The following is a 23,649-nucleotide window of genomic DNA, read 5'->3' on the forward strand; positions in this document are numbered from 1 at the left end:
GGACGTCCGAGAGCCGCTTCGACAGGCGGTGCGCCAGGAAGACGGGCAGCGGCATCAGGGTCGGCGTCTCGTCGGACGCGTAGCCGAACATCAGGCCCTGGTCGCCCGCGCCCTGCTTGTCCAACTCGTCCTGCTCGCCCGTGGCGGCACCCTCGACACGCGACTCGTACGCCGTGTCGACGCCCTGCGCGATGTCCGGGGACTGCGCGCCGATGGAGACGGAGATGCCGCAGGAGGTGCCGTCGAAGCCCTTGGCCGAGGAGTCGTAGCCGATGCCGAGGACCGTGTCGCGCACCAGCTGGGCGATGGGTGCGTACGCCTTGGTGGTGACCTCGCCGGCCACGTGCACCAGGCCGGTGGTGATGAGCGTCTCCACGGCGACCCGGGAGGACGGGTCCTCGCGGAGCAGCGCGTCGAGGATGGTGTCGCTGATCTGGTCGGCGATCTTGTCGGGGTGACCCTCGGTCACGGACTCCGAGGTGAACAGGCGGCGGGACATGGTCGTTCCTCCAGGGAAGCGGGGCAGCAGGGCGGCACGGGAGAAGGGCAAGGGGGAGGGCGGGACTGCGGGGCGGGCTCGTGGCCGCTCAGTCGTGGTGGGTGAAGCGGTGGCGGGCCGTCCAGGCGCCGGGGGCGCGGTAGCGGGTGCCGGGGGTGTACGGGGACGGGCTCGCCGGAGCGGGCCGGTGCGGGTGCGCCGCTCCGGGCGGGGCCGGGGTCGTGGCGGACGTACGAGACGACGGACCTGGTGCCGGTGCGGGGCCGGGCGGGTGCGGAGGACCGCGAGCAGGGCCACCGTGGCGGCGGCCAGCTCGTCCGCGCCGGGCCGGCCGCGCACAACCCTGAGCAGGGGGCGGGCGGGCCCGGCGGGGGGCATGCGGCTTGTCATGGGTACCGCGGGGCGCGTCATCGGCCCTGCGGAGGTCGTCATCGGTCCTGCGGGGCGCGTCATCGGCCCTGCGGGGGTCGTCATGGTTCGCCTGCCGCGGGGTCAGGCGGCCCAGACCAGGCCGGCCGGGGCGGGGTGGTCACGGGTGTCGTCCGTGGCACACAACAGGACCGGCGCGTCCGGGAGTTCGTGCAGTACCCGGGCGAGGGCCAGGGTGGCCAGGGCGCCGCGGGGCGCGGCATCGCCGTCACCGCCGGGGGTGGCGTCGGCGTCCAGCAGCGAGAGGACGCCGACCGGGCCGGTGTCGGCGATCCCGGCGGCGAGTGCCTTGACGAGCGACTCCTCGTCGCTGCCGAGGTCGACGTTCTGGACGGTGACCTGGGCGCCCTCGGCGCCCAGGGCCTCGACCGCGGCCGTGACGAACGGGTCGTCGCCGAAACCGTCCGGTACGAGCGCGAGCCAGCCGCCGTCCCGGGGAGCGGACGGGCGGGCCACGGGCAGCCAGTCGACCGACCGGCGCTGCCGTACGGTCCGCTCCGGGGCGCCGAGCCAGTAACGGTCGTGCTGGAAGGCGTAGGTCGGCAGATCGAGGGGCTCGGCGGGCGGCAGGGGGGCGCCCACCGCGGTCCAGTCGACGTCGGCGCCGTTGGCGTAGGCGTGCAGCAGGCCGGTGAGGACCGAGCCGCCGGGCAGCAGTTCGACGTAGGTGACACCGTCGCCGGTGTCCTCCGGGCCCTGGCCGGCGGGGGTGCGCAGCCACAGCCAGGTCGGCTGGGCCGGGTCGGGCTCCTCGCCCAGGGCGGCGGCGCGGGCGGCGGCGTCCAGACCGAGAGCGCCCGCGAGACAGGCGGCCGCCGGGCCGTGCACCGGGTCGCCGGCGAAGGCGTCCACGCGGACGCCCAGCTTGCGCCAGGTGCGGACCAGCGCCACCGTCACAGCGAACAGCGCACAGCGGGCGGCCGGTTCGGCGGTGCCGGACGGCACGCTCACGGAGTCGGCCCACTGGGCGCGTACGTCCCCGATCCGCAGATGCGGGCCGAGCCCGGTCAGGCAGGCGTCGAGATGCTCGGCGAACACCGGGCAGGAGTCGAGGAGTTCACGGGTCGCACGACGCCAGGGGCCGGCCGGGTCGGGCAGGACGTATCCGACGCGTTCCTCGCTCTGGACGCCCTGGACCAGGTGCGGGGAGTCCTGGCCGTCGGCGAGGGCGGCGAGTCCCGCGAGCAGTTCCCCGCGACCGGTACCCGTCACGACACCACGGTGGGACAACGCCGCACGACCCGTCGCCAACGCCCGCCCCACCGCGCCCGGTTCCAGCTCAGCGCACCGCTCGGCGAACTCCAGCAACCGCGCCGCCTGCGCCCGCAACGCCTGCGCACCCCGCGCCGACACCGGCCACACCCACGGCACCGAACCCAGCACACCCTCCGCCACGCCATCCCCGCCCTGCGCCTTTGGCGCCTGTTCGAGGATCACATGCGCGTTGGTACCACTGATCCCGAACGACGACACCGCCGCCCGACGCACCCGGCCGGCCTCAGGCCACGCCCGCGCCTCCGTGACCAGCTCCACCGCACCCGCCGACCAGTCCACATGCGGACTCGGCTCACCCACGTGCAGCGTCGCCGGCACCACACCGGCCCGCAGCGCCATCACCATCTTGATCACACCACCCACACCGGCCGCCGCCTGCGTGTGCCCGATGTTCGACTTCAACGACCCCAACAACAAAGGCCGTTCAGCCGGACGCCCCTGACCGTAGGTCTCGATCAACGCCTGCGCCTCGATCGGATCACCCAGCTTCGTCCCCGTACCGTGACCCTCGACCACGTCCACGTCTGCGGTGGTCAGCCCGGCGCTCTCCAGGGCGCTGCGGACCACCCGCTTCTGGGCGGGGCCGCTGGGCGCGGTCAGGCCGTTGCTCGCGCCGTCCTGGTTGACCGCGCTGCCCCGCACCACGGCCAGCACCCGGTGCCCGTTGCGCACCGCGTCCGACAACCGCTCCAGCACCAGCACACCGACACCCTCACCCCAGCCGGTGCCGTCCGCGTCCGCGGAGAACGCCTTGCAGCGCCCGTCCGGAGCCATCCCGCGCTGCCGGGAGAACTCGACGAAGATGCCGGGGGTCGCCATGACGGTGACCCCGCCGACGAGGGCGAGCCCGGTCTCGCCGGAGCGCAGCGACTGCATGGCCAGGTGCAGGGCGACCAGCGAGGAGGAGCAGGCGGTGTCCACCGTGACCGCCGGGCCCTCCAGACCCAGGATGTAGGAGATCCGGCCGGACAGGACGCTGGCGGTGCCGCCGGTGAGGAGGTGGCCGTCGGCACCCTCCCAGGGCTGGTGCAGGGGCGGCCCGTAGTCCTGGGCGATGGCGCCGACGTACACCCCGGTGCTGCTGCCGCGCAGCCGGGTGGGGGCGATCCCGGCCCGCTCCAGCGCCTCCCAGCCGGTCTCCAGCAGCAGCCGCTGCTGCGGGTCCATGGCGAGGGCCTCGCGCGGGGAGATGCCGAAGAAGTCGGCGTCAAAACCGGCGGCGTCGCGCAGGAACCCGCCCTCGTGGGCGTAAGAGGCGCCGGGGCGGTCCGGGTCCGGGTGGTAGAGGTTCTCCAGGTCCCAGCCGCGGTCGTCGGGCAGGTCCCCCACGACGTCGCGGTCGCCCGCGACCAGTTCCCACAGCGCTTCGGGCGAGCCGGCGCCGCCGGGATAGCGGCAGGCCATACCGATGATCGCGACGGGTTCGCTGTCGCGTTCCTCGGCCTGGCGCAGCCGCTTCTTCAGGTCGCGCAGCTCGGTGGTGGCCCGTCGCAGATAGTCGCGGAGCCGGTCCTCAGTTCCGGTGCCGGGTGCCGGATGCTCGTCGGCGCCGCCGTGCGCCGTGGCCCCGGCGGCGCCGGGGGTGTTGCTCGAAGTCCCCATGGGGGTGTCACCCTTCTTCGCGTGCAGCGGTCTGGAGGCCGTCAGGACAGGCCCAGTTCCTCTTCGAGGGCCGCGAACAGTTCGTCGTCCGTCGCCTGCCCCAGGTCGGTGTCCGGCGGGGTGTCGGTGGTCTCCGGCGCGCAGCGGCGCAGCAGCCCACGCAGCCGGTCACCGATGCGGCGGCGCTCCCCGGCGTCGGACGCGGTGATCAGCAGGGCCTCGAACTCGGCCTCCAGCCGCACCAGTTCGTGCTCCTCCACACCGCCGGACGACAACACCGCGGAGTTCGCCGGTTCCGGGCCGCCGGCCAGTGCGGGAGCGAGGCGTTCGTGCAGGTGGTCGGCGAGGGCGGCCGGGGTGGGGTGGTCGAAGACGAGGGTGGCGGACAGTTTGAGGCCGGTGGCGTCCTTGAGCCGGTTGCGCAGCTCGACCGAGGTGAGCGAGTCCGAACCGAGCTTGCGGAACACCTGGTTGGGGCCGATGTCCGCGGGTGCGGCCAGCCCGAAGACCACGGCCGTGTGCTCTCGCACCAGGTCGAGGAGGGCCTGTCGCCGCTCCGCCTCGGGCAGGGCCGCGAGCCGCTCGGCGGGGGCGGGCCCGTCGGCGAGGGTGCCCGCCCTGCGGCGGGTCGCGGGGCGCCGGACCAGGGCCCGCAGCAGGGGCGGTACGTCGGTTCCGGTGCGGGACGCGGTGGTGAGCCGGACCGGGACCAGGTCGGCGCGGACCGCGGCGAGCCCGGCGTCGAGCAGGCCGAGCGCCTCGGGCGTGGGCAGTGCGGCGACGCCGGTGCGGCCGAGCCGTTCGAGGTCCTGGGCTCCGAGGGCGCCGGTGAGTTCGCTGGCCTGCGCCCACAGCCCCCAGGCGAGGGAGACGGCCGGCCGGCCCTCGGCCCTGCGCCGCCGGGCGAGGGCGTCGAGGAAGGCGTTGGCGGCGGCGTAGTTGGCCTGCCCGGCGGTGCCGAGGGTGCCGGCGGCCGAGGAGAACAGCACGAACGCGGACAGGTCGTGGTGACGGGTCAGCTCGTGCAGGTGCCAGGCCGCGTCCGCCTTGGGCCGCAGCACCCGGTCGATCCGGTCGGGGGTGAGCCGGTCGACGGGGGTGTCGTCCAGGGTGCCGGCGGCGTGTACCACGGCGGTCAGCGGGTGCGCGGGGTCGATGCCGTCGAGCACCGCGGCGAGCGCGGCACGGTCGGCGCTGTCGCAGGCGACCACGTCGGCCCGCGCGCCGAGCCCGGCCAGCTCGGCCACCAGGGCGTCCGCGCCCGGTGCTGCGGGGCCGCGCCGGCTGGTGAGCAGCAGTCGGCGGATGCCGTGCGTGGTCACCAGGTGCCGGGCGACCAGGCCGCCCAGGGTGCCGGTGCCGCCGGTGATCAGGACGGTGCCGCCGGTATCGAGCGGGCGGGGCACGGTCAGCACGAGCTTGCCGGTGTGCCGGGCCTGGCTCATGTGCCGGAACACGGCCGGGGCCTGGCGCAGGTCCCGGGCGGTGGTGGGCAGCGGACGGCAGCTACCGTCCGCGAACCAGGCCATGACGTCGGCGAGCATCTGCCGGACGCGGTCCGGGTCGACCAGGTTCAGATCGTAGGCGTGGTAGGTGATGCCGGGGTGGCGGGCGGCGATCCGCTCGGGGTCGCGGATGTCGGTCTTGCCCATCTCCACGAACCGGCCGCCGGGGGCGAGCAGGCGCAGCGAGGCGTCGACGAACTCGCCCGCGAGGGAGCCGAGGACGGCATCGACCCCGCGGCCGCCGGTGGCCTCGTGGATCCGGTGCTCGAAGTCGAGGGTGCGCGAGTCGCAGATTCGGTCGTCGGGCAGGCCCATGGCGCGCAGGGTGTCCCACTTGCCGCGGCTCGCGGTGGCGTACACCTCGGCGCCGAGGCGGCGGGCCAGCTGTACGGCGGCCATGCCGACGCCGCCGGCCGCGGCGTGGATCAGCACGGTGTCGCCGGGGGCGAGGCCGGCCAGGTCGGTCAGGCCGTAGCAGGCGGTGAGGAAGGCCACCGGCACACCGGCGCCGCGGGTGAAGTCCCAGTCGGCGGGCAGCCGCGTGAGCAGCCGGGCGTCGGCGACGGCCAGGGGTCCGAAGCCGTCCCGGACCAGGCCGAGCACTCGGTCGCCGGGGGCCAGGGCGTCGACCCCGGGCCCGGTCTCGACGACGACGCCCGCGGCCTCGTAGCCGAAGCGGTCCTGGTCCTCCTCGATCATGCCGAGGGCGAGGACGACGTCGTGGAAGTTCAGCCCGGCGGCCCGCACCGCGATCCGCACCTGACCGGGGGCGAGCGCGGCCGCGGCCTCCGGGGCGGGGGCGAGGGCGAGATTCTCCAGGCTGCCCTTGCCTTCGCTGACCAGCTTCCAGGTGGCCGTGCCGGCCGGCGCGGACAGTTCGCCCGCACCGGTCGCCCGCGTCAGCCGGGGTATGAGGAACCGGCCTTCGCGGACGGCGAGTTCGGGCTCGTCGGCGAGGAGCGCGGCGAGTCCGTCGGGCAGCGTGTCCGGGTCGTCCAGGTCCAGCAGCACGAACCGGCCGGGGTGTTCGCGCTGCGCCGAGCGCACCAGCCCCCACACGGCCGCGTCCACCGGGGCGGGCAGCTCGTGCGGCCCGGTGGCCACGGCCCCGCTCGTGACGAGGACCAGCGGCACGTCCTCGAACCGCTCCTCGGCGAGCCAGGCGCGCAGCAGCTCCGTCACCGTCCCCAGTCGGTCGCGTACGGCGCCGAGCAGGCCCGTGCCGCCGGGGCCGCCCTCGGGGTCCGGGGGCGCCGGGGCGGTGAGGACCGCGGCGGGGCGCGGGCCGGAGCCGAGGGCGTCGAGCAGGTGCGGGACATCGGCGTGGGTGGGCAGCGGCCAGTGGCCGCCGAGGGCGACCGGCCCGTGGTCGGGACCGGCTCGCGGCACGTCCCGCACCGGCAGCCAGTCCACCGCGTACAGGGAACGCCGGGCGGCGGCGCCCGCCGCGGTGAGCGCGCCGGGGGCGAGCGGGCGGACGGTGAGCCCGTCGGCGGTGAGGACGGTGGCACGGTGGCGCCCGCCGGGTCCCAGGCCGTGACCGCCACGGTGTCCGGGCCGCGCCGGGCGAGCCGGACGCGCAGCGCGGTGGCGCCGGTGGCGTGCAGCCGGACGCCGGACCAGCCGAAGGGCAGGACGGCCTCCCGCTCGGGCTCGTCGGGGCCGCGCACGATCAGCGGATGCAGGGCCGCGTCCAGCAGCGCCGGATGCAGGGCGAAGGCGGCCGCGTCCTTGTGCCGGTCGGCGCCGAGCGCGACCTCGGCGTACAGGTCGTCGCCGTGCCGCCAGGCGGACTTCAGGCCCTGGAAGGCGGCCCCGTAGGCGTACCCGGACGCGGCGAGCCGCTCGTAGGCGCCCTCGGTGGGAATCCGCTCGGCACCCCGCGGCGGCCATACGGCGGGCGCGGCCTCCTCGGAAGCGGCCGGGCCCGGGACGAGCCGGCCGACGGCGTGGCAGGTCCATTCGCCGTCCGGGTCGTCGTCACGGCACGCGTGCACGCCGGCGTCGCGGCCGCCCGAGGCGTCGGGCGTGGACACGGTGACTTGGATCCGGACCCCGCCGTCCGCCGGGAGGGCCAGCGGAGCGGCCAGGTCGAGTTCCTCGACGCCCGCGCAGCCCACCTGGTCACCGGCGCGCACCAGCAGTTCCAGCAGGGCGGTGCCGGGCAGCAGCACCGTGCCGGACACGGCGTGGTCGGCGAGCCAGGGGTGGGTGCGCAGCGACACCCGGCCGGTGAACAGGGTCGTACCGTCCTCCGCGCAGGCCACGGCGGCGCCCAGCAGCGGGTGGTCCAGGGCCTCCAGGCCGAGTCCGGCGGCGTCCCCGGCCGCGGCCGGGGCGTCCAGCCAGTAGCCGGCGTGCTGGAAGGCATAGGTGGGCAGCTCTGCGGGGTCGGCCGACCGGCCGCCGCCGAGGACGGCGCGCCAGTCGACCGGCGCGCCGTGCACATGGGCGCGCGCCAGGGAGTGGCTGAGCCGGGCCGTTCCGCCGTCGTCGCGGCGCAGTGTCTCCAGGGTGACGGCGGGCAGGTCCGCGGCCTCGGCGATCTCCTGGACGGCGGAGGTGAGCAGCGGGTGCGCGGTCGGTTCGACGAACACCCGGTAGCCGTCGGCGAGCAGGGCGCGGGTGGTGTCGGCGAAGCGGACGGTGGAGCGCAGATTGCGGTACCAGTACGCGGCGTCCAGGGCGGTCGTCTCGTACGCCTCGCCGGTGACGGTCGAGTAGAAGGGGATCCGGGAGCGGCGCGGCGCGACCGGGGCGAGCGCGGCCAGCAGTTCCTCCTCGATCGCCTCGACGTACGCGGAATGCGAGGCGTAGTCGACGGGGATACGACGGGCCCGTACGCCCTCGGCCTCCCACTGGGCGAGCAGCGCGTCCAGCACCTCGGGGGCGCCCGCCACCACGGTGGCCGCGGGGCTGCTGACGGAGGCGATCTCGACCGGCTCGGGGTGGGTGGCGAGCTGCTCGGCGACGCGGTCGGCGGGCAGCGCCACCGAAGCCATCGCGCCGGTCCCGGCCAGCCGGTCGCGGGTGATGAGGCTGCGCAGCGCCACGATCCGCACGGCGTCCGTCAGGCTGAGCGCCCCGCACACGTAGGCGGCGGCGATCTCGCCCTGGGACTGCCCGATCACGGCGGCGGGCCGCACGCCCGCGGCCTGCCAGACCTCGGCGAGCGCGATCATCATGGCGAAGATCGCGGGCTGGACGACGTCGACCCGCTCCAGCGACGGCGCGCCGGGGGTGCCGCGCAGCACGTCGGTGAGCGACCAGTCCACGAAGGGGGCCAGCTCGCGGGCGCAGTCCTCGATGGCGGTCCGGAACACCGGTGAGGTGTCGAGGAGTTCGCGGGCCATGCCGGTCCACTGGGAGCCCTGGCCGGGGAAGACGAAGACGGTGCGGCCGCCGGTGGCCTCGGTGGCGCTGGTGACGAGGTGCGGGGAGTCCTGGCCGTCGGCGAGGGCGGCGAGTCCCGCGAGCAGTTCCTCGCGACCGGTACCCGTCACGACACCACGGTGGGACAACGCCGCACGACCCGTCGCCAACGCCCGCCCCACCGCACCCGGTTCCAGCTCAGCACACCGCTCGGCGAACTCCAGCAACCGCGCCGCCTGCGCCCGCAACGCCTGCGCACCCCGCGCCGACACCGGCCACACCCACGGCGCCGAACCCAGCACACCCTCCGCCACGCCATCCCCGCCCCGCACCTCGGGCGCCTCTTCGAGGATCACATGCGCGTTGGTACCACTGATCCCGAACGACGACACCGCCGCCCGACGCACCCGGCCGGCCTCAGGCCACGCCCGCGCCTCCGTGACCAGCTCCACCGCACCCGCCGACCAGTCCACATGCGGACTCGGCTCACCCACGTGCAGCGTCGCCGGCACCACACCCGCCCGCAGCGCCATCACCATCTTGATCACACCACCCACACCGGCCGCCGCCTGCGTGTGCCCGATGTTCGACTTCAACGACCCCAACAACAAAGGCCGTTCAGCCGGACGCCCCTGACCGTAAGTCTCGATCAACGCCTGCGCCTCGATCGGATCACCCAGCTTCGTCCCCGTACCGTGACCCTCGACGGCGTCGACGTCCTCGGGTCCGAGGCCCGCATCGGCGAGCGCCTGGCGGATCACGCGTTCCTGGGCGGGGCCGCTGGGCGCGGTCAGGCCGTTGCTCGCGCCGTCCTGGTTGACCGCGCTGCCCCGCACCACGGCCAGCACCCGGTGCCCGTTGCGGACCGCGTCCGACAGCCGCTCCAGCACCAGCACACCGACGCCCTCACCCCAGCCGGTGCCGTCCGCGTCCGCGGAGAACGCCTTGCAGCGCCCGTCGGGGGCCAGGCCGCGCTGCCGGGAGAACTCCAGGAAGATCGTCGGGGACGGCATCACGGCCGCGCCGCCGGCCAGGGCGAGTCCGCACTCGCCGCGCCGCAGCGCTCGCACCGCCATGTCCAGGGCGACCAGCGAGGAGGAGCAGGCGGTGTCCACCGTGACCGCCGGGCCCTCCAGGCCCAGGACGTAGGAGATCCGGCCGGAGGCCACGCTGGAGGAGCCGCCGGTGACGCCGTAGCCCTCGTACTCCGCGGGCAGCGGGCCGATGCGGGCGGTGTAGTCGTGGTACATCAGGCCGATGAACACGCCGGTGGCGGTGGAGCGCAGGGCGGTCGGGTCGATACCGGCCCGCTCCAGCGCCTCCCAGCCGGTCTCCAGCAACAGCCGCTGCTGCGGATCCATCGCCGTCGCCTCACGCGGCGAGATCCCGAAGAAACCCGGATCGAACTCGGCCGCCGAGCGCAGGAAAGCACCCTCACGGACATACGACTTCCCGGCCCGGCCGGGCTCCGGGTCGTACAGGTCCGCCAGGTCCCAGCCCCGGTCCTCGGGGAACCCGCCCACCGCGTCACCACCACCGACCACCAGCCGCCACAGATCCTCCGGGGAACGCACATCACCCGGGAAACGGCACCCCATCCCGACGATCGCGACCGGCTCCTGGTCGCGCTCCTCGCGCTCGCGCAGCCGCTGCCGGGTGGCGTGGAGGTCGGTCGTGACCTTCTTCAGGTAGTCGCGGAGTTTGTCCTCTTGAGACATCCGGCCAACACTCCTCATGAGATGCCGAGTTCGCTTTCGATGAACGAGAAGATTTCGTCGTCGCTGGCCGACGCCAGCTGCTCCAGGACCGCTTCCGTTTCCGGCGCCCCGGAGGCCGCGGCGGGCAGCAGCCGGTCGAGCACCCGGTCGGCGACGGCGGCCGGGGTCGGGCAGTCGAAGAGCAGGGTGGTGGGCAGCCGCAGGCCGGTGGCCGCGTTCAGCCGGTTGCGCAGTTCCACCGAGGTGAGCGAGTCGAAGCCCAGCTTGGCGAAGGCCCGTTCGGGGTCGACGGCGTCGGGGCCGCCGTGTCCGAGGACCACCGCGGCGCACTGGCGGACCAGCTCCAGGACGGTGTGCCGGCGGCTCTCCGGATCCAGGCCGCGCAGCCGCTCGGCGAATCCGTCCGGGCCCTGCTCGACGCCGTCCGCCCGGCCTGCGGCCCGTTCGGCGCGTCGGGCCGGTGTCCGCACCAGGCCGCGCAGCATCGGCGGTACGGCCTCGGCGGCCGATCCGGAGCGCGGCGCCGCGGTGTCGAGGGCGGCCGGCACCAGCAGCGGGGCGTCGCCCACGAGCGCGGTGTCGAGCAGTCGCAGCGCCTCGCCGGTGGGCAGTGGCGCGACGCCTGAGCGGGCCATCCGGGCCAGGTCGGCGTCGGACAGCGCGCCGGTCATGCCGCTGGCCTGCTCCCACAGGCCCCAGGCGAGCGAGACCGCCGGCAGCCGCTCGGCCCGTCGGCGGTGCGCGAGGGCGTCCAGGAAGGCGTTGGCCGCCGCGTAGTTGGCCTGACCGCCGAGGCCGAGGGTGCCGGCCACGGAGGAGAACAGCACGAACGCGGACAGGTCGTGGTCACGGGTCAGCTCGTGCAGGTGCCAGGCCGCGTCCGCCTTGGGCCGCAGCACCCGCTCCAGCGCACCCGGGGTGAGCGCGGGCACGGTGGCGTCCTCCAGCAGTCCGGCGGCGTGCACGACGGCGGTGAGCGGGTGCGCGGCGTCGATGCCGTCGAGGGTGGCGCGCAGCGCGTCCGGGTCGGCCGCGTCACAGGCCACGGCCCGCGCCCGCGCACCGAGCCGGGCCAGCTCGGCCACCAGTTCCGGGGCCCCGGGCGCGGCCTCGCCACGGCGGCCGGCCAGCACCAGGTGCCGTACCCCGTGCTCGGTGACCAGGTGGCGGGCGATGAGCGCGCCCAGGGTGCCGGTGCCGCCGGTGACCAGGACGGTGCCGTCCTGGTCGAGCACGCGGCGGGCCGGGTCGGCGGGGGGTGTGGCGTGCGTCAGACGCGGGACCGCGGCGCCGCCGTCGCGCAGCACGAGCTGCGGTTCGGCCAGGGCGAGCGCGGTGGTCACCGCCCGGGGCAGCAGGGCGGCGGAGGCGTCGTCCGTGTCCAGCAGCAGGCAGCGGCCGGGCGTCTCGGTCTGCACGGTCCGCAGCAGGCCCCAGGCGGCCGACTGGGCGAGTGCGGGGGTCCCGGCCTGGGCGGCGGTGGCCACGGCGCCGGAGGTGACCGCCACCAGCCGGGTCCGGGCCAGCCGTTCGTCGGCGAGCCACCGCTGGACCGTCTCCAGCAGCCATCCGGTGAGCCGGTGGGTGGCGCTGACGGGATCGGGGGCGTCGTCGCCGGGCAGCGCGAGGAGCAGCAGCTCGGGCGCGGCGGCACCGGCGTCCAGGGCCTTCAGGAGCCCGTCCATGCCGGCGTGCGCGGTGGTGTGCGGCAGGGCGGCGGGCGCGGTGCCCGGGTGGCACAGGGCCACGGCGGTGCCGGGCGCGTACGGTTCGGCGGCGAGCGGTACGGGCGTCCAGTCGACGGTGAACAGCGCGTCGGAGCGGTGTCCGAGACCGGCCAGCCGACGCGGGTCGACGGGCCGCATGACGAGACCGTCGGCGCTGAGGACCGGCTGTCCTGCGGGGTCGGCGAGGGACACCGCGACCGCGTCGTCGGCGCGGGTCAGCCGGACGCGCAGGGTACCGGCGCCCAGGGCGTGCAGGCGGACACCGGTCCAGACGAAGGGGAGGAGGGGGGCGGGGGCGCCCTCGGTGCCGGACCCGGCCGTCGGCCCGGCGCCCGGCAGCAGCCCGATCGCGTGCAGCGCCGCGTCCAGGGCGGCCGGATGGATGCCGAAGCCGTCGGCGGCCGGGGCCGAGGCGTCGAGGACGACCTCGGCGAAGACGTCCTCCCCGCGCCGCCAGGCGGCCGTCAGGCCCTGGAAGGCGGGGCCGTACTCGTAGCCCTGGGCGAGCAGGGCGGGATAGCGGTCGGTGAGGTCGAGCGGGGTGGCGCCCTCGGGCGGCCAGGCTCCGCCGTCCGGTGCGGCGGGCGCCGCGGCGGCGAGGCGGCCCTCGGCGTGCCGGGTCCACGGCCGGGCGGTGCCCGTCCCGTCCGGCTCGGGGCGGGAGTGCACGGAGACCGGGCGGCGGCCCTCGTGGTCGGCGTCCCCGACCAGGACCTGGAGCTGTACGGCCGTGTCGGGGGTGAGGGCCAGGGGGGTGTGCAGCACCAGTTCGTCCACCGCGGGCAGGCCCACGGCCGCGCCGGCGTGCAGGGCGAGGTCCACGAACGCGGTGCCGGGCAGCAGCACGGTGCCGAGCACGGCGTGGTCGTTCAGCCAGCGGTGCTCGCGCGGCCGGATCCGGCCGGTGAAGACGGCCGGGCCGCCGTCGGCCAGATCGACACGGGCGCCCAGGAAGGGGTGCCCGGCCCGCTCCACGCCGAGGTCGCGCGGGGCCGCCGACCGCCGTTCGGGCAGCAGCCAGTACGGGGCGGACTCGAAGGCGTACGTCGGCAGGTCCACCGGGGCCGGGTGATGCTCCCCGTACAGCGCGGCCCAGTCGACCGGGGCGCCCCGCACCCACGCCTCCGCGGCCGAGCCGGCGAACCTGCGCGGACCGCCGTCGTCACGGCGCAGCGAACCGACGGCGAACACCGGCTCGGCGCCGGTCGCGGCCTCCACCGTCTCCTGGACGGCGGCCGAGAGCACCGGGTGCGCGGACGCCTCCACGAAGCAGCGGTGGCCCTCCTCGGCGAGCAGCCGCACGGTTTCGTCCAGGCGGACGGTGCCGCGCAGGTTGCGGTACCAGTAGTCGGCGTCCAGCGGCTCGCCGTCGATGCGGGTGGCCGACAGGGTGGAGTAGAAGGGGATCTCGGGAGTCATGGGGGTGATGGGGGCGAGCGCCGTGCGCACCTCGTCCTCGATCTCCTCCACGTGCACGGAGTGCGAGGCGTAGTCGACGGGGATCAGACGGGCCCGTACGCCCTCGGCGGCGCACCGCTCGACGAGTTCGGCGACGGCCTCGCGCGGGCCGGAGACGACGGTCGTACGGGGGCTGTTGCGGGCGGCGACGCCCACTCCCCCGCCGACGGCGGCGATCCGGCTCTCGGCCTCGGCCGTCGGCAGGGCGAGGGACGCCATCGCGCCGCGCCCCGCCAGACCACGCGCGATGACCCGACTGCGCAACGCCACCACCCGCGCCGCATCCTCGAGCGACAACGCACCCGCCACACACGCCGCCGCGATCTCACCCTGCGAATGACCCACCACAGCCGCGGGCTCCACACCCCACGACCGCCACACCGCCGCCAACGACACCATCACCGCGAACGACACCGGCTGCACCACATCCACCCGCCCCAACCCCGGAGCACCCGCAACCCCCCGCAACACATCCACCAACGACCAGTCCACGAACGGCGCCAACGCCGCCTCACACAAACCGATCCACTCACCGAACACCGGAACCACGTCCAACAGCTCCGCACCCATCCCCACCCACTGCGCCCCCTGACCCGGGAACACGAACACCACACCCTCACCCACACCGGAAACCACCCCACCACGCACCACCGCGACCGACTCCTCACCCCCGGCCAACGCCCGCAAACCACACTCCAGTTCGGCACGCCCCTCACCCACCACCACCGCACGCCGCTCGAACACCGAACGCGACGACACCAGACCACACGCCACATCCACCGCCGACACCTCCGGACGCGCCGCCCACCACCGGAGCAACCGCCCGGCCTGCGCCCGCAACGCACCCTCAGAACGCCCCGACAACGGCAGCACGCGAACAGGGTGGGCGGGCTCCGGGCCGGTCGTGGGCGTCGCGGGTTCGGGACCCTGTTCCAGGACGACGTGCGCGTTGGTGCCGCTGATCCCGAACGAGGAGACCGCGGCCCGGCGCACCCGGCCGGTCAGCGGCCACGGCCGCGCCTCGGTGACCAGCTCCACCGTGCCCGCCGACCAGTCCACGTGCGGGGTCGGTTCGGCGGCGTGCAGGGTGGGCGGTACGACCGCCTCCCGGACGGCCATCACAGCCTTGATCACTCCGCCGATGCCGGCGGCGGCCTGGGTGTGGCCGATGTTGGACTTCAGCGAGCCGAGCAGCAGCGGGCGCCCGGCGGGCCGGTCGCTGCCGTAGGTCGACAGGAGCGCCTCCGCCTCGATGGGGTCGCCGAGGCGGGTGCCGGTGCCGTGCGCCTCGACCAGGTCGACATCGGCGGGGCCGAGGCCCGCGTCGGCGAGCGCCTGCCGGATGACCCGCTCCTGGGCGAGCCGGTTGGGGGCGCTGAGGCCGTTGCTCGCGCCGTCCTGGTTGACCGCGCTGCCCCGCACCACGGCCAGCACCCGGTGCCCGTTGCGCACCGCGTCCGACAGCCGCTCCAGCACCAGCACGCCGACACCCTCACCCCAGCCGGTGCCGTCCGCGTCCGCGGAGAACGCCTTGCAGCGCCCGTCGGGGGCCAGGCCGCGCTGCTGTGCGAACTCCACGAACATGCCGGGCGAGGCCATCACGGCCGCGCCGCCCGCCAGCGCGAGCGAGGACTCGCCGGAGCGCAGGGACCGTACCGCCAGGTGCAGGGCGACCAGCGAGGAGGAGCAGGCGGTGTCCACCGTGACCGCCGGGCCCTCCAGGCCCAGGACGTAGGAGATCCGGCCGGAGGCCACGCTGATGGTGCCGCCGGTGAGCAGGTGCCCCTCGGTGCCTTCCTGGGGCTCGTACAGCCGGGGGCCGTACTCCTGGGCCATGGCGCCGATGAACACGCCGGTGGCGGTGGAGCGCAGGGCGGTCGGGTCGATACCGGCCCGCTCCAGCGCCTCCCAGCCGGTCTCCAGCAACAGCCGCTGCTGCGGATCCATCGCCGTCGCCTCACGCGGCGAGATCCCGAAGAAACCCGGATCGAACTCGGCCGCCGAGCGCAGGAAAGCACCCTCACGGACGTATGACTTCCCGGCCCGGCCGGGCTCCGGGTCGTACAGGTCCTCCAGGTCCCAGCCCCGGTCCTCGGGGAACCCGCCCACCGCGTCACCACCACCGACCACCAGCCGCCACAGATCCTCCGGGGAACGCACATCACCCGGGAAACGGCACCCCATCCCGACGATCGCGACCGGCTCGTCGGCGGGGCGCTCGACGGCCGTGCCGGTGCCGGGTTCCGCCGCCGGTGCCGGCGCGGGGGCCGCCGGGTCGCCGAGTGCGTCCGCCAGATGACCGGCCAGATCGCGCGGGGTGGGGCGTTCGTAGACGAGGGTGGTGGGCAGGGTCAGTCCGGTGGCGGCGCACAGCCGGTCCCGCAGCTCGACGGCGGTGACGGACTCCAGACCCTGGCTCTTGAAGGGGAGGGCGGGCTCGACCGCGTCGGGACCGTCCAGACCCAGCACGGCGGCCGCGGCGGAACGCACGAGCCGCAGCAGGTGCCGCCGCCGCTCGGCGGGCGCGAGGCCGGCGAGCGCGGAGCGCGGGGAGGAGTCCTCGGCGGTCTCGTCCGGGAAGTCCGCCGGGGACCCGGTGGCGGCGGATCCGCTGCCGCCGTCCGCGGGCAGGGCCGTCTCCGGCTCCGGCAGGCCCGGCAGCCAGTGCCGGCGGCGCTGGAAGGGGTACGTCGGCAGGTCCACGATCCGCCCGCCCGCCACGTACGGCGAGAGGTCCACGGGCAGGCCGAGGGTGTGGGCCCGGGCGAGGGTGCGCAGCAGCCGGTCCGGGCCGCCGTCGTCGCGGCGCAGGGTGCCGGTCACGGCGACGGGAAGGTCCCGCTCCCCGGCGATCTCCTGGACGGCGGCGACGAGGATCGGGTGGGCGCTGCACTCCACGAAGGCGGCACGGCCGTCGGTGAGCAGCGCCTCGACCGTGTCCTGGAAACGGACGGTGCCGCGCAGGTTGCGGTACCAGTAGTCGGCGTCCAGCGGCTCGCCGTCGATGCGGGTGGCCGACAGGGTGGAATAGAAGGGGATGTCGGGAGTCATGGGGGTGATGGGGGCGAGCGCCGTGCGCACCTCGTCCTCGATCTCCTCCACGTGCACGGAGTGCGAGGCGTAGTCGACGGGGAGGCGGCGCACCCGCACACCGGTGCGCTCCAGGTCGGCGGCGAGGGCGTCGAGGGCGTCGGGCCGCCCGCCGACGACGGTGGAAAGCGGGCCGTTGACCACCGAGATCTCGGCACCGGCGTACCGCTCGTCGCGCAGCAGCTCGGCCACCTGCCCGGCGGGCAGGGCGAGGGACGCCATCGCGCCGCGCCCCGCCAGACCACGCGCGATGACCCGACTGCGCAACGCCACCACCCGCGCCGCATCCTCAAGCGACAACGCACCCGCCACACACGCCGCCGCGATCTCACCCTGCGAATGACCCACCACAGCCGCGGGCTCCACACCCCACGACCGCCACACCGCCGCCAACGACACCATCACCGCGAACGACCGCACGCCGCTCGAACACCGAACGCGACGACACCAGACCACACGCCACATCCACCGCCGACACCTCCGGACGCGCCGCCCACCACCGGAGCAACCGCCCGGCCTGCGCCCGCAACGCACCCTCCGAACGCCCCGACAACGGCAGCACGCGCATGGCCGGAGCGGGGGGTGCCGGGGTGGCCGGGGTGGCCGGGGACAGGGTCGCGGGGGCCTCGGAGACGATCAGGTGGCAGTTGGTGCCGCCCATGCCGAAGGAACTGACGCCGGCGTGGCGCGGGCGGTCCGGCCGGGCGGGCCAGGGGGCCGGGGCGGTGGGGACGCTCAGGCCGAGCAGGTCCAGCGGAATCGCGGGGTTCGGGGTGTGGTGGTGGAGGGTGGCCGGGACGGAGCCGTGGGTCAGGCACAGGACCGCCTTGACGAGTCCGACGATGCCCGAAGCGCCCTCCAGATGGCCGACGTTCGTCTTCGCCGAGCCCACCGGGAGGGGGCCCGCCGCGCCGCGCGCGGTGCCGAGCACGGCACCCAGGGCGGCGGCCTCGACGGGGTCACCGGCCGGAGTACCGGTGCCGTGCAGCTCGACGTAGCCGATGTCCTCGGGGGTGACGCCGGCGCGCCGCAGGGCGGCCCGGATCACGTCCTCCTGGGCGGCGCGCTCGGGTGCGGTGAGGCTGGTGCCGCCGCCGTCGTTGTTGACGGCGCCGCCGCGGATGACCGCGTGCACACGGTCGCCGTCGGCGAGGGCGTCGGCGAGCCGCTTGAGGACGACGACGGCCCCGCCCTCCCCGCGGACGTAGCCGTCGGCGCCGGCGTCGAAGGTGCGGCAGCGGCCGTCCGGGGACAGGGCGCCCATGCGTTCCATGCCGAGGGTGCTCTCCTCGGCGAGGATCAGGTTGACACCGGCGGCCAGGGCGAGGCCGGACTCGCCGCGCCGCAGGCTCTCGCAGGCCAGGTGGACCGCGACCAGCGAGGAGGACTGGGCGCAGTCGACGGTCAGGCTGGGGCCGCGCAGTCCCAGCAGGTAGGAGACGCGGTTGGCGACCATGCCGCGGTGCAGACCGGTGGCGGTCAGGCCGGAGACGGCGGCCGGGCCGGTGCGGCGCACCAGGGTGGCGTAGTCGTCGTTGATGACCCCGGCGAAGACGCCCGTGGGGGTGGCACGCAGGGTGGCCGGGACGATCCGGGCCTCTTCCAGCGCCTCCCAGGCGAGTTCGAGCATCAGCCGCTGCTGCGGATCCATGGCGGCGGCCTCGCGCGGGGAGATGCCGAAGAACGCCGCGTCGAACCGGTCCTTGTGCGCGATCCGGCCGGCCCGGCGCCCGGTCGCCTCGTCACGGCCGACCGCGTCCGTGCCGCTCGCCAGCAGTCGCCAGAACTCCTCCGGCGAGTCTGCGCCCGCGACCCGGCAGGCCATGCCCACGACGGCGACGGCCTCGTTCTCGACGCCGTGCCCGGGGGGCGTGGTCCCCTCTCCTGTACGCATCTGAACTCGTGTCCCCTTGGCTGTCGTGGGCTTGGCTGTGGTGATGGGTGCGCGGGTGGTACCGGGCGACGGAGGTCCGGTCAGCTGGACAGGACCGCCTTCAGCACCGACTGTCCTGCGACGGCGCTCAGGGCCGCCTCGTGCTCGGCCAGCGGGAAGGAGGTGACCAGCGCGCCCAGGTCGAAGCGGGCGGTGAGGGCCGGCAACAGCCGGACGTACTCGGTGAGATGGGCGCCGGTGAACGCCCAGGAGCCCACCACGTCCAGCTGCCGGTACACGATCTGGTGCGGGTTGAGCAGGGTGTCCCCGGCATCCGTGTACTGGCCGATGATCAGGTACGAGCCGCCGCGCCGGGCCAGCGTCAGCCCCTGGGCGACGGCCGCGGGCACGCCCGCGCACTCGATCACCAGGTCCGCGCCCCGCCCGCCGGTCTCGGCGAGCACCCGCTCCAGCGCGGCCTCGACCCCGCCGGGCCCGGTGATGTCGATGTGCACATGGCCGATGCCGGCCCCGGCCGCGAGGGCGCGTGCCCGCCTGGGTCAGCTTCCAGTTGGTGACCGCGAAGTCGGCCGGGTCGAGGGTCTTGTTCGCGGTGACGTAGTCGATCATCATGGCGCCGCCGACCACGATCACCTTGGCGGCGCCGGCCAGCTGGGCGAGCGCGGCGGCGGCCAGGCCGACCGGGCCCGCGCCCTGGACCACGACGGTCTCGCCGAGCCGCACCGGGCGCCGCTCGTACAGGGCGTGCACCACGGTGGGTCCGGCGCAGGCGAAGGCCATGGCGGCGAGCGGGTCGACACCGTCGTCGAGCCGCACCACGGTGGCGCCCTCGTGCAGCACGATCGCCTCGGCCCAGGCGCCGGCGAGCGAAGAGCCGTCGGCGAGGGCGCGGTTGACGCCGTAGGTGCGCCGGTTCTCGCACAGCGTCGGCTCACGGTGGAGCCGGCAGGGCACACAGGTGCCGCAGGCGATGGAGGACGCCCACATCACCGTGTCGCCCGCGCGCAGTTCGGCGCCGGCGGCGTCCCGGTGCGGGGTGCCGGGCCCGAACTCCTCGACGGTGCCCAGTCCTTCGTGGCCGAGGACCAGCGGGGTGGGGATGGCGAGGTGGCCCTGCTGGAGGTGCAGATCGGTGCCGCAGATCCCGCCGTGCCGGCAGCTGACGAGCATGCCGCCCGCGGGTGGCTCCGGGACCTCGAACTCCCGCAGCCGCAGCGGTTCCCGGAAGCGCTCCAGCACGACCGCGCGGGCCTTGTCCCCGACCTTGCTCATACGAGGGCCCCCTCGAGCGCGTCGAGGAAGCCGGCGGCCAGCGGGACCAGCGGTTCGGTGTCCCGGCCGACCACGTACTCGGGGCGCGGCTCGCCCGACCAGCTGGGCAGGTTGGCGGTGGAGTTGTACGTCATGATGGCGAGCCGGCGCGGCGACGGCGACATGTTGGGGGCCGAGCCGTGCACGATCTCGGAGGAGAACAGCACCACCGAGCCGGCCGGGCCCTTGGGGCTGGCCATGCCGCGCTCGGCGACCAGGCCGGCCAGCTGCTCGGGGGTGAGGGAGATGTCGTCCGGGTCGAGGTGCTGCTCGGAGCGGGTGGCGTGCCGGCCGGACTGGACGAGTCCGGAGCGGTGCGAGCCGGGCAGGAAGATGACCGGGCCGTTGAACTCGTCGACGTCGTCGAGGAAGATGGCCACGTTGACCTGGCGGGGGGCGGGCAGGTTGTCGGCGATGCGCCAGGCCGCGTAGTCCTGGTGCCAGGCCCACTTCTCACCGCCGAAGGCCGGCTTGGCGTTGATCTTCAGCTGGTAGAGGTAGACGTCCTCGGCGAGCAGCTGGTGCGCCGGGACGAGCAGCCGGGGGTCGCGGATCAGGCCGGCGTACTCCGGCTGGCGCTGGTGGGAGGCATAGACGGCGCGGACCCGCTCGCCGTCCTCCTCGACGACACGCTGCGGGCCGGGGACCGCGGCGTCCCGTTCGAACGTCGCGCCGAGCACCGCGGTCTCGTCGGCTGAGAAGAGGGATTCCAGCAGAAGGAATCCGTCCTCGTGATAGCGGTCTGTCTGTTCCTGGGTCAGACGCATGGAAATCCTCTCCGAGCATTGGCGGAATTCTTTGGCGAGGTGAGCGGGCGGGCCGTTCCAGGGAATTCGGGGAGCGGCGGCTATCCCATGAAATTCCCGCCGTCCACGATGATCTGCTGGCCGGTGACATAACCGCTCGTGGCGGTCACCAGGAATTCCAGGGCATCGGCGACGTCCTGTGGGGTGCCGATGCGCCCGGCGGGGATCGTGCGCAGGATCTCCGCGCGCCGGCCCGGATCGTCGAGGCGGTAGCGCTCCACGACCTCGGGGGTGTCGGTGAAACCGGGGATCAGGGCGTTGACCCGCACGGTCGGGGCCAGTTCCAGTGCCAGGCACTTGGTCAGCTGCAGCAGTCCGGCCTTGGCGGCGCAGTAGTTCGCGCCGTTCGCACGGGGCCGGATCGCGGTGGTGGCACCCACGTTGACGACGGTGCCACCGCCTGCGGCGAGCATCGCCGGGGCCAGCGCCCGGGTGAGCCGGAACGGGCCGGACAGGTTGACCGCGAGGACCTCCTCCCAGTCCTCGTCCCCGAGGTCGAGGAAGGGCCGGTCGCGGTTGACGCCCGCGTTGTTGACGAGCACCTCGGGGGCGCCGCCCGCGGCGAGGATCCGCTCACAACCCGCCCGCACCTGCTCGGGCCGGGCCACGTCCAGGCGTACCGGCTCGATCCGGCCGCGGCCGGCGGCCGCCGCCTCGTCGGCGGCGGCCTTGTCTCCGCGGTAGAGGGCGTAGACGTGGTGGCCGAGCCGGGCGAGGCGCAGGCTGAGGGCCAGCCCGAGGCCCCGGGTGCCGCCGCTGACCACCGCTGTGCGCCGTCCGGTCATGTCAGGACCAGTACGTGAGCGTGCCGTCGGCGGTGAGGCCGAGGAAGAACGACAGGGCGACCCGGCGGCCGGGGCCCTCGTTGCCGCGCACCGTGTGGTAGTTGCGGGGGTCGAAGAACACCGCGTCGCCGGCGCGGGGGGTGACCACGACGCCGGGCTCGCGCTCGGCGAGTTCCTCGGCGTAGCCGTAGCCGTCGCGGTAGGCCTCGTCGCCCGGCAGCCAGCGGCGGCGGAAGATCTTGGTGGAGCCGCCCGCCGCGGGCATGGACAGGTACCAGTTGAAGCCGAGCTGCGCGATGACCGGCTCGTCGAGGGTGCCGGGCATCTCACGGCCGATCTCGTCCCAGTGCATCTTCATGCCGCCGGTGGTCTCGCGGATCATCCCGGCGTACATCTCGCGGCCGTCCGCGGTGGCGGGGCGCATCGCGCCGCCCCAGGCACGGTGGATGCGGTCCACGGCCGGCCGCACCGGGTCGCCGCCGTCGAGCAGGACGGAGCGGTGGCGCGCGGACTCCTCGGCGTCCTGCCAGTAGGCGCCGCCCAGTCCGTGGGCGTCGTAGTGGTCGTACGCGGCCGGGCCCAGCTTGGGGATCCGGGGTACGACGATCTCCTCGTCGTAGGAGCCCATGGGGCAGGTGTCGAGACCGCGCAGGACCCCCGCGTTCTCCTCGGCGGAGGCGAAGTTCCGCACGACGACCGCGCCCAGGGTGCCGGCGGCGAGCCGGACGAAGTGATCACGGGTCAGTTTCTCGGGGGATTCGACGGTTTCCGCGTCGAAGAGGACGTAGATAGGGGTTTGATTGCTGCTGACGTTTTCCCGCCCCGGGGCGGTGGCTGTTCCCACGTGTTTCTCCAGGATGATTACTCAAGGAACAGGTCTTCGAGTGGTCCGTTGTTCCGACCGTACGAGGGGGTGTTTGACGGCCACACCCCTATCCCGCCCCTAGGTCGTCGCCCGCAGGGCGTCGACGTGCGCGGTGACGGTGGCGAGGACCGCGTCGAGCTGTTCGCTCAGATAGAAGTGGCCGCCGGGGAAGACCCGCAGGGCGAAGCCGGCGGTGGTGTGGTCGTGCCAGGCTGCCGCCTGCTCGGCGGTGACCCGCGGGTCGCTGTCGCCGAGCAGGGCGACCACCGGACAGCGCACGGCGGCGCCGTCCTCGGGGGTGTAGGTCTCCACGGCGGTGAAGTCGGCACGGACGGTGGGCATGACCAGCTGGATCAGTTCCGGCTCTTCGAGCATGCGGGCGTCGGTGCCGCCGAGCCGGGTCAGCTCGGCGAGCAGCTCGGCGTCGGGCAGCCGGTGGATGCCGTCGTCGCGGCTGAGCGCGGGCGCCCGGCGGCCGGAGGCGAAGAACAGATCCGGGGAGCGGGGCGCGCGGAAGCGTTCCAGGTGCCGGATCGTCTCGAAGCCGACGACGGCGCCCATGCTGTGCCCGAAGAGGACCAGCGGCCGGTCCGCCGGCACGGTCGCCGCCAGCTCGGCGGCGAGGGCCCCGGCGAGGGCCCCGATCTCGGTGAGACAGGGTTCGCGGTGCCGGTCCTGACGGCCCGGATACTGCACGGCGAGCACGTCGTAGCGGGCCGACAGGGCCTCGGACCAGGGGTAGTAGAAACTGGCCGAGCCGCCGGCGTGCGGCAGGCAGACCAGGGTGGCCGCCGCCCGGACCGGCCGCCCGTGGTAGCGGCGCAGCCAGGGTCCGGGGTGGTCGAGGGGCAGCGCCCGCCCGGGGGCGGGCAGGGGGGCGCCGATCATGAGGCGACGAGGTCACCGCGCAGCAGCGGGGCGCCCTCGGGTACCTCGGCCGGGTCGGAGCCCTGGTGCAGCACCCGGTTGTCGCGGTCCACGAACACCACGTGGGGCTTCAGGGCGCGGGCCTCGGCGTCGGTGACGGTGGCATAGGCGATGAGGATGACCAGGTCGCCGGGGCTGATCAGGCGGGCGGCGGCTCCGTTGATACCGATGACGCCGGTGCCGCGCGGGCCCTCGATGACGTACGTGGACAGGCGGTTGCCGTTGTCGATGTCCACGATGTCGACCTTCTCGCCGGGCAGCAGGTCGGCCGCCTCCATCAGGTCGGCGTCGATGGTGACGGAGCCGACGTAGTGCAGGTCGGCCTGGGTCACCGTGGCCCGGTGGATCTTGGACTTGAACATGGTCCGGTACATGGGTGTCGTCTC

General features: G+C 74.8%; 11 protein-coding genes and 3 pseudogenes. All 14 read right to left on the reverse strand.

Translation table 11 applies throughout. The features are described from left to right. Window positions 1-499, reverse strand: a 499-nt coding sequence (locus ACLF5H_RS10295) for an S-adenosylmethionine synthetase N-terminal domain-containing protein (RefSeq protein ID WP_421675762.1), incomplete at its 3' end; no start/stop codon positions are given. A gap of 492 nt (window positions 500-991) precedes the next feature. After that, window positions 992-3,727 (reverse strand): annotated as a pseudogene (locus ACLF5H_RS10300) (beta-ketoacyl synthase N-terminal-like domain-containing protein); the annotation flags it as partial. 119 nt (window positions 3,728-3,846) lie between these two features. Next, window positions 3,847-5,250 carry an SDR family NAD(P)-dependent oxidoreductase gene (locus ACLF5H_RS10305; protein ID WP_421676169.1) on the reverse strand — a complete coding sequence of 468 codons (1,404 nt, stop codon included), beginning with the start codon at window positions 5,248-5,250 and terminating at the stop codon, window positions 3,847-3,849. 24 nt (window positions 5,251-5,274) lie between these two features. Continuing rightward, window positions 5,275-6,492 (reverse strand): annotated as a pseudogene (locus tag ACLF5H_RS10310) (SpnB-like Rossmann fold domain-containing protein); the annotation flags it as partial. After that, window positions 6,489-10,370 (reverse strand): type I polyketide synthase, encoded by a 3,882-nt coding sequence (locus tag ACLF5H_RS10315; RefSeq protein ID WP_421676170.1) that lies wholly within the window; start codon window positions 10,368-10,370, stop codon window positions 6,489-6,491. The gene ACLF5H_RS10315 and the pseudogene ACLF5H_RS10310, both read right to left, overlap by 4 nt. Before the next feature lie 44 nt (window positions 10,371-10,414). Beyond that, entirely contained in the window at window positions 10,415-17,077 is a 6,663-nt protein-coding gene (locus ACLF5H_RS10320) for an SDR family NAD(P)-dependent oxidoreductase (protein ID WP_421676171.1), read from the reverse strand. Then, window positions 17,004-18,569 (reverse strand): beta-ketoacyl synthase N-terminal-like domain-containing protein, encoded by a 1,566-nt coding sequence (locus ACLF5H_RS10325; protein ID WP_421676172.1) that lies wholly within the window; start codon window positions 18,567-18,569, stop codon window positions 17,004-17,006. The genes ACLF5H_RS10320 and ACLF5H_RS10325 overlap by 74 nt, the downstream gene beginning before the upstream one ends. Window positions 18,570-18,649: 80 nt before the next feature. After that, window positions 18,650-19,063 (reverse strand): zinc-binding dehydrogenase, encoded by a 414-nt coding sequence (locus tag ACLF5H_RS10330; RefSeq protein ID WP_421676173.1) that lies wholly within the window; start codon window positions 19,061-19,063, stop codon window positions 18,650-18,652. A 325-nt stretch (window positions 19,064-19,388) separates the two neighbouring features. Continuing rightward, window positions 19,389-19,841 (reverse strand): annotated as a pseudogene (locus ACLF5H_RS10335) (alcohol dehydrogenase catalytic domain-containing protein); the annotation flags it as partial. Beyond that, on the reverse strand, window positions 19,838-20,647 hold the full coding sequence (locus tag ACLF5H_RS10340; protein ID WP_421675763.1) for a phytanoyl-CoA dioxygenase family protein: 810 nt from the start codon (window positions 20,645-20,647) through the stop codon (window positions 19,838-19,840). The gene ACLF5H_RS10340 and the pseudogene ACLF5H_RS10335, both read right to left, overlap by 4 nt. Before the next feature lie 80 nt (window positions 20,648-20,727). Continuing rightward, window positions 20,728-21,471, reverse strand: a complete 744-nt coding sequence (locus ACLF5H_RS10345; protein WP_421675764.1) for an SDR family NAD(P)-dependent oxidoreductase — start codon at window positions 21,469-21,471, stop codon at window positions 20,728-20,730. A 1-nt stretch (window position 21,472) separates the two neighbouring features. Further along, window positions 21,473-22,315 (reverse strand): hypothetical protein, encoded by an 843-nt coding sequence (locus tag ACLF5H_RS10350; RefSeq protein WP_086807228.1) that lies wholly within the window; start codon window positions 22,313-22,315, stop codon window positions 21,473-21,475. A 99-nt stretch (window positions 22,316-22,414) separates the two neighbouring features. After that, a complete protein-coding gene (locus tag ACLF5H_RS10355; protein ID WP_421675765.1) occupies window positions 22,415-23,224 on the reverse strand; it encodes a thioesterase II family protein in 810 nt (269 codons plus the stop codon). After that, window positions 23,221-23,637: an aspartate 1-decarboxylase gene (gene panD, locus ACLF5H_RS10360; protein ID WP_086807897.1), complete on the reverse strand. Its 417-nt coding sequence runs from the start codon at window positions 23,635-23,637 to the stop codon at window positions 23,221-23,223. Before panD ends, ACLF5H_RS10355 begins: the two co-directional genes overlap by 4 nt. Window positions 23,638-23,649 lie beyond the last annotated feature (12 nt).

The organism is Streptomyces sp. LaBMicrA B280, assembly GCF_049222185.1.
GTDB classification, from domain to species: Bacteria; Actinomycetota; Actinomycetes; order Streptomycetales; family Streptomycetaceae; genus Streptomyces; species Streptomyces murinus.

Coding starts and splice junctions, on each gene's coding strand:
- ACLF5H_RS10305 (WP_421676169.1), bottom strand. CDS start 5,250: ATGAGCCAGGCCCGGCACACCGGCAAGCTCGTGCTGACCGTGCCCCGC.
- ACLF5H_RS10320 (WP_421676171.1), bottom strand. CDS start 17,077: ATGGTGTCGTTGGCGGCGGTGTGGCGGTCGTGGGGTGTGGAGCCCGCG.
- ACLF5H_RS10325 (WP_421676172.1), bottom strand. CDS start 18,569: ATGCGTACAGGAGAGGGGACCACGCCCCCCGGGCACGGCGTCGAGAAC.
- ACLF5H_RS10340 (WP_421675763.1), bottom strand. CDS start 20,647: ATGCGTCTGACCCAGGAACAGACAGACCGCTATCACGAGGACGGATTC.
- ACLF5H_RS10345 (WP_421675764.1), bottom strand. CDS start 21,471: ATGACCGGACGGCGCACAGCGGTGGTCAGCGGCGGCACCCGGGGCCTC.
- ACLF5H_RS10355 (WP_421675765.1), bottom strand. CDS start 23,224: ATGATCGGCGCCCCCCTGCCCGCCCCCGGGCGGGCGCTGCCCCTCGAC.
- panD (WP_086807897.1), bottom strand. CDS start 23,637: ATGTACCGGACCATGTTCAAGTCCAAGATCCACCGGGCCACGGTGACC.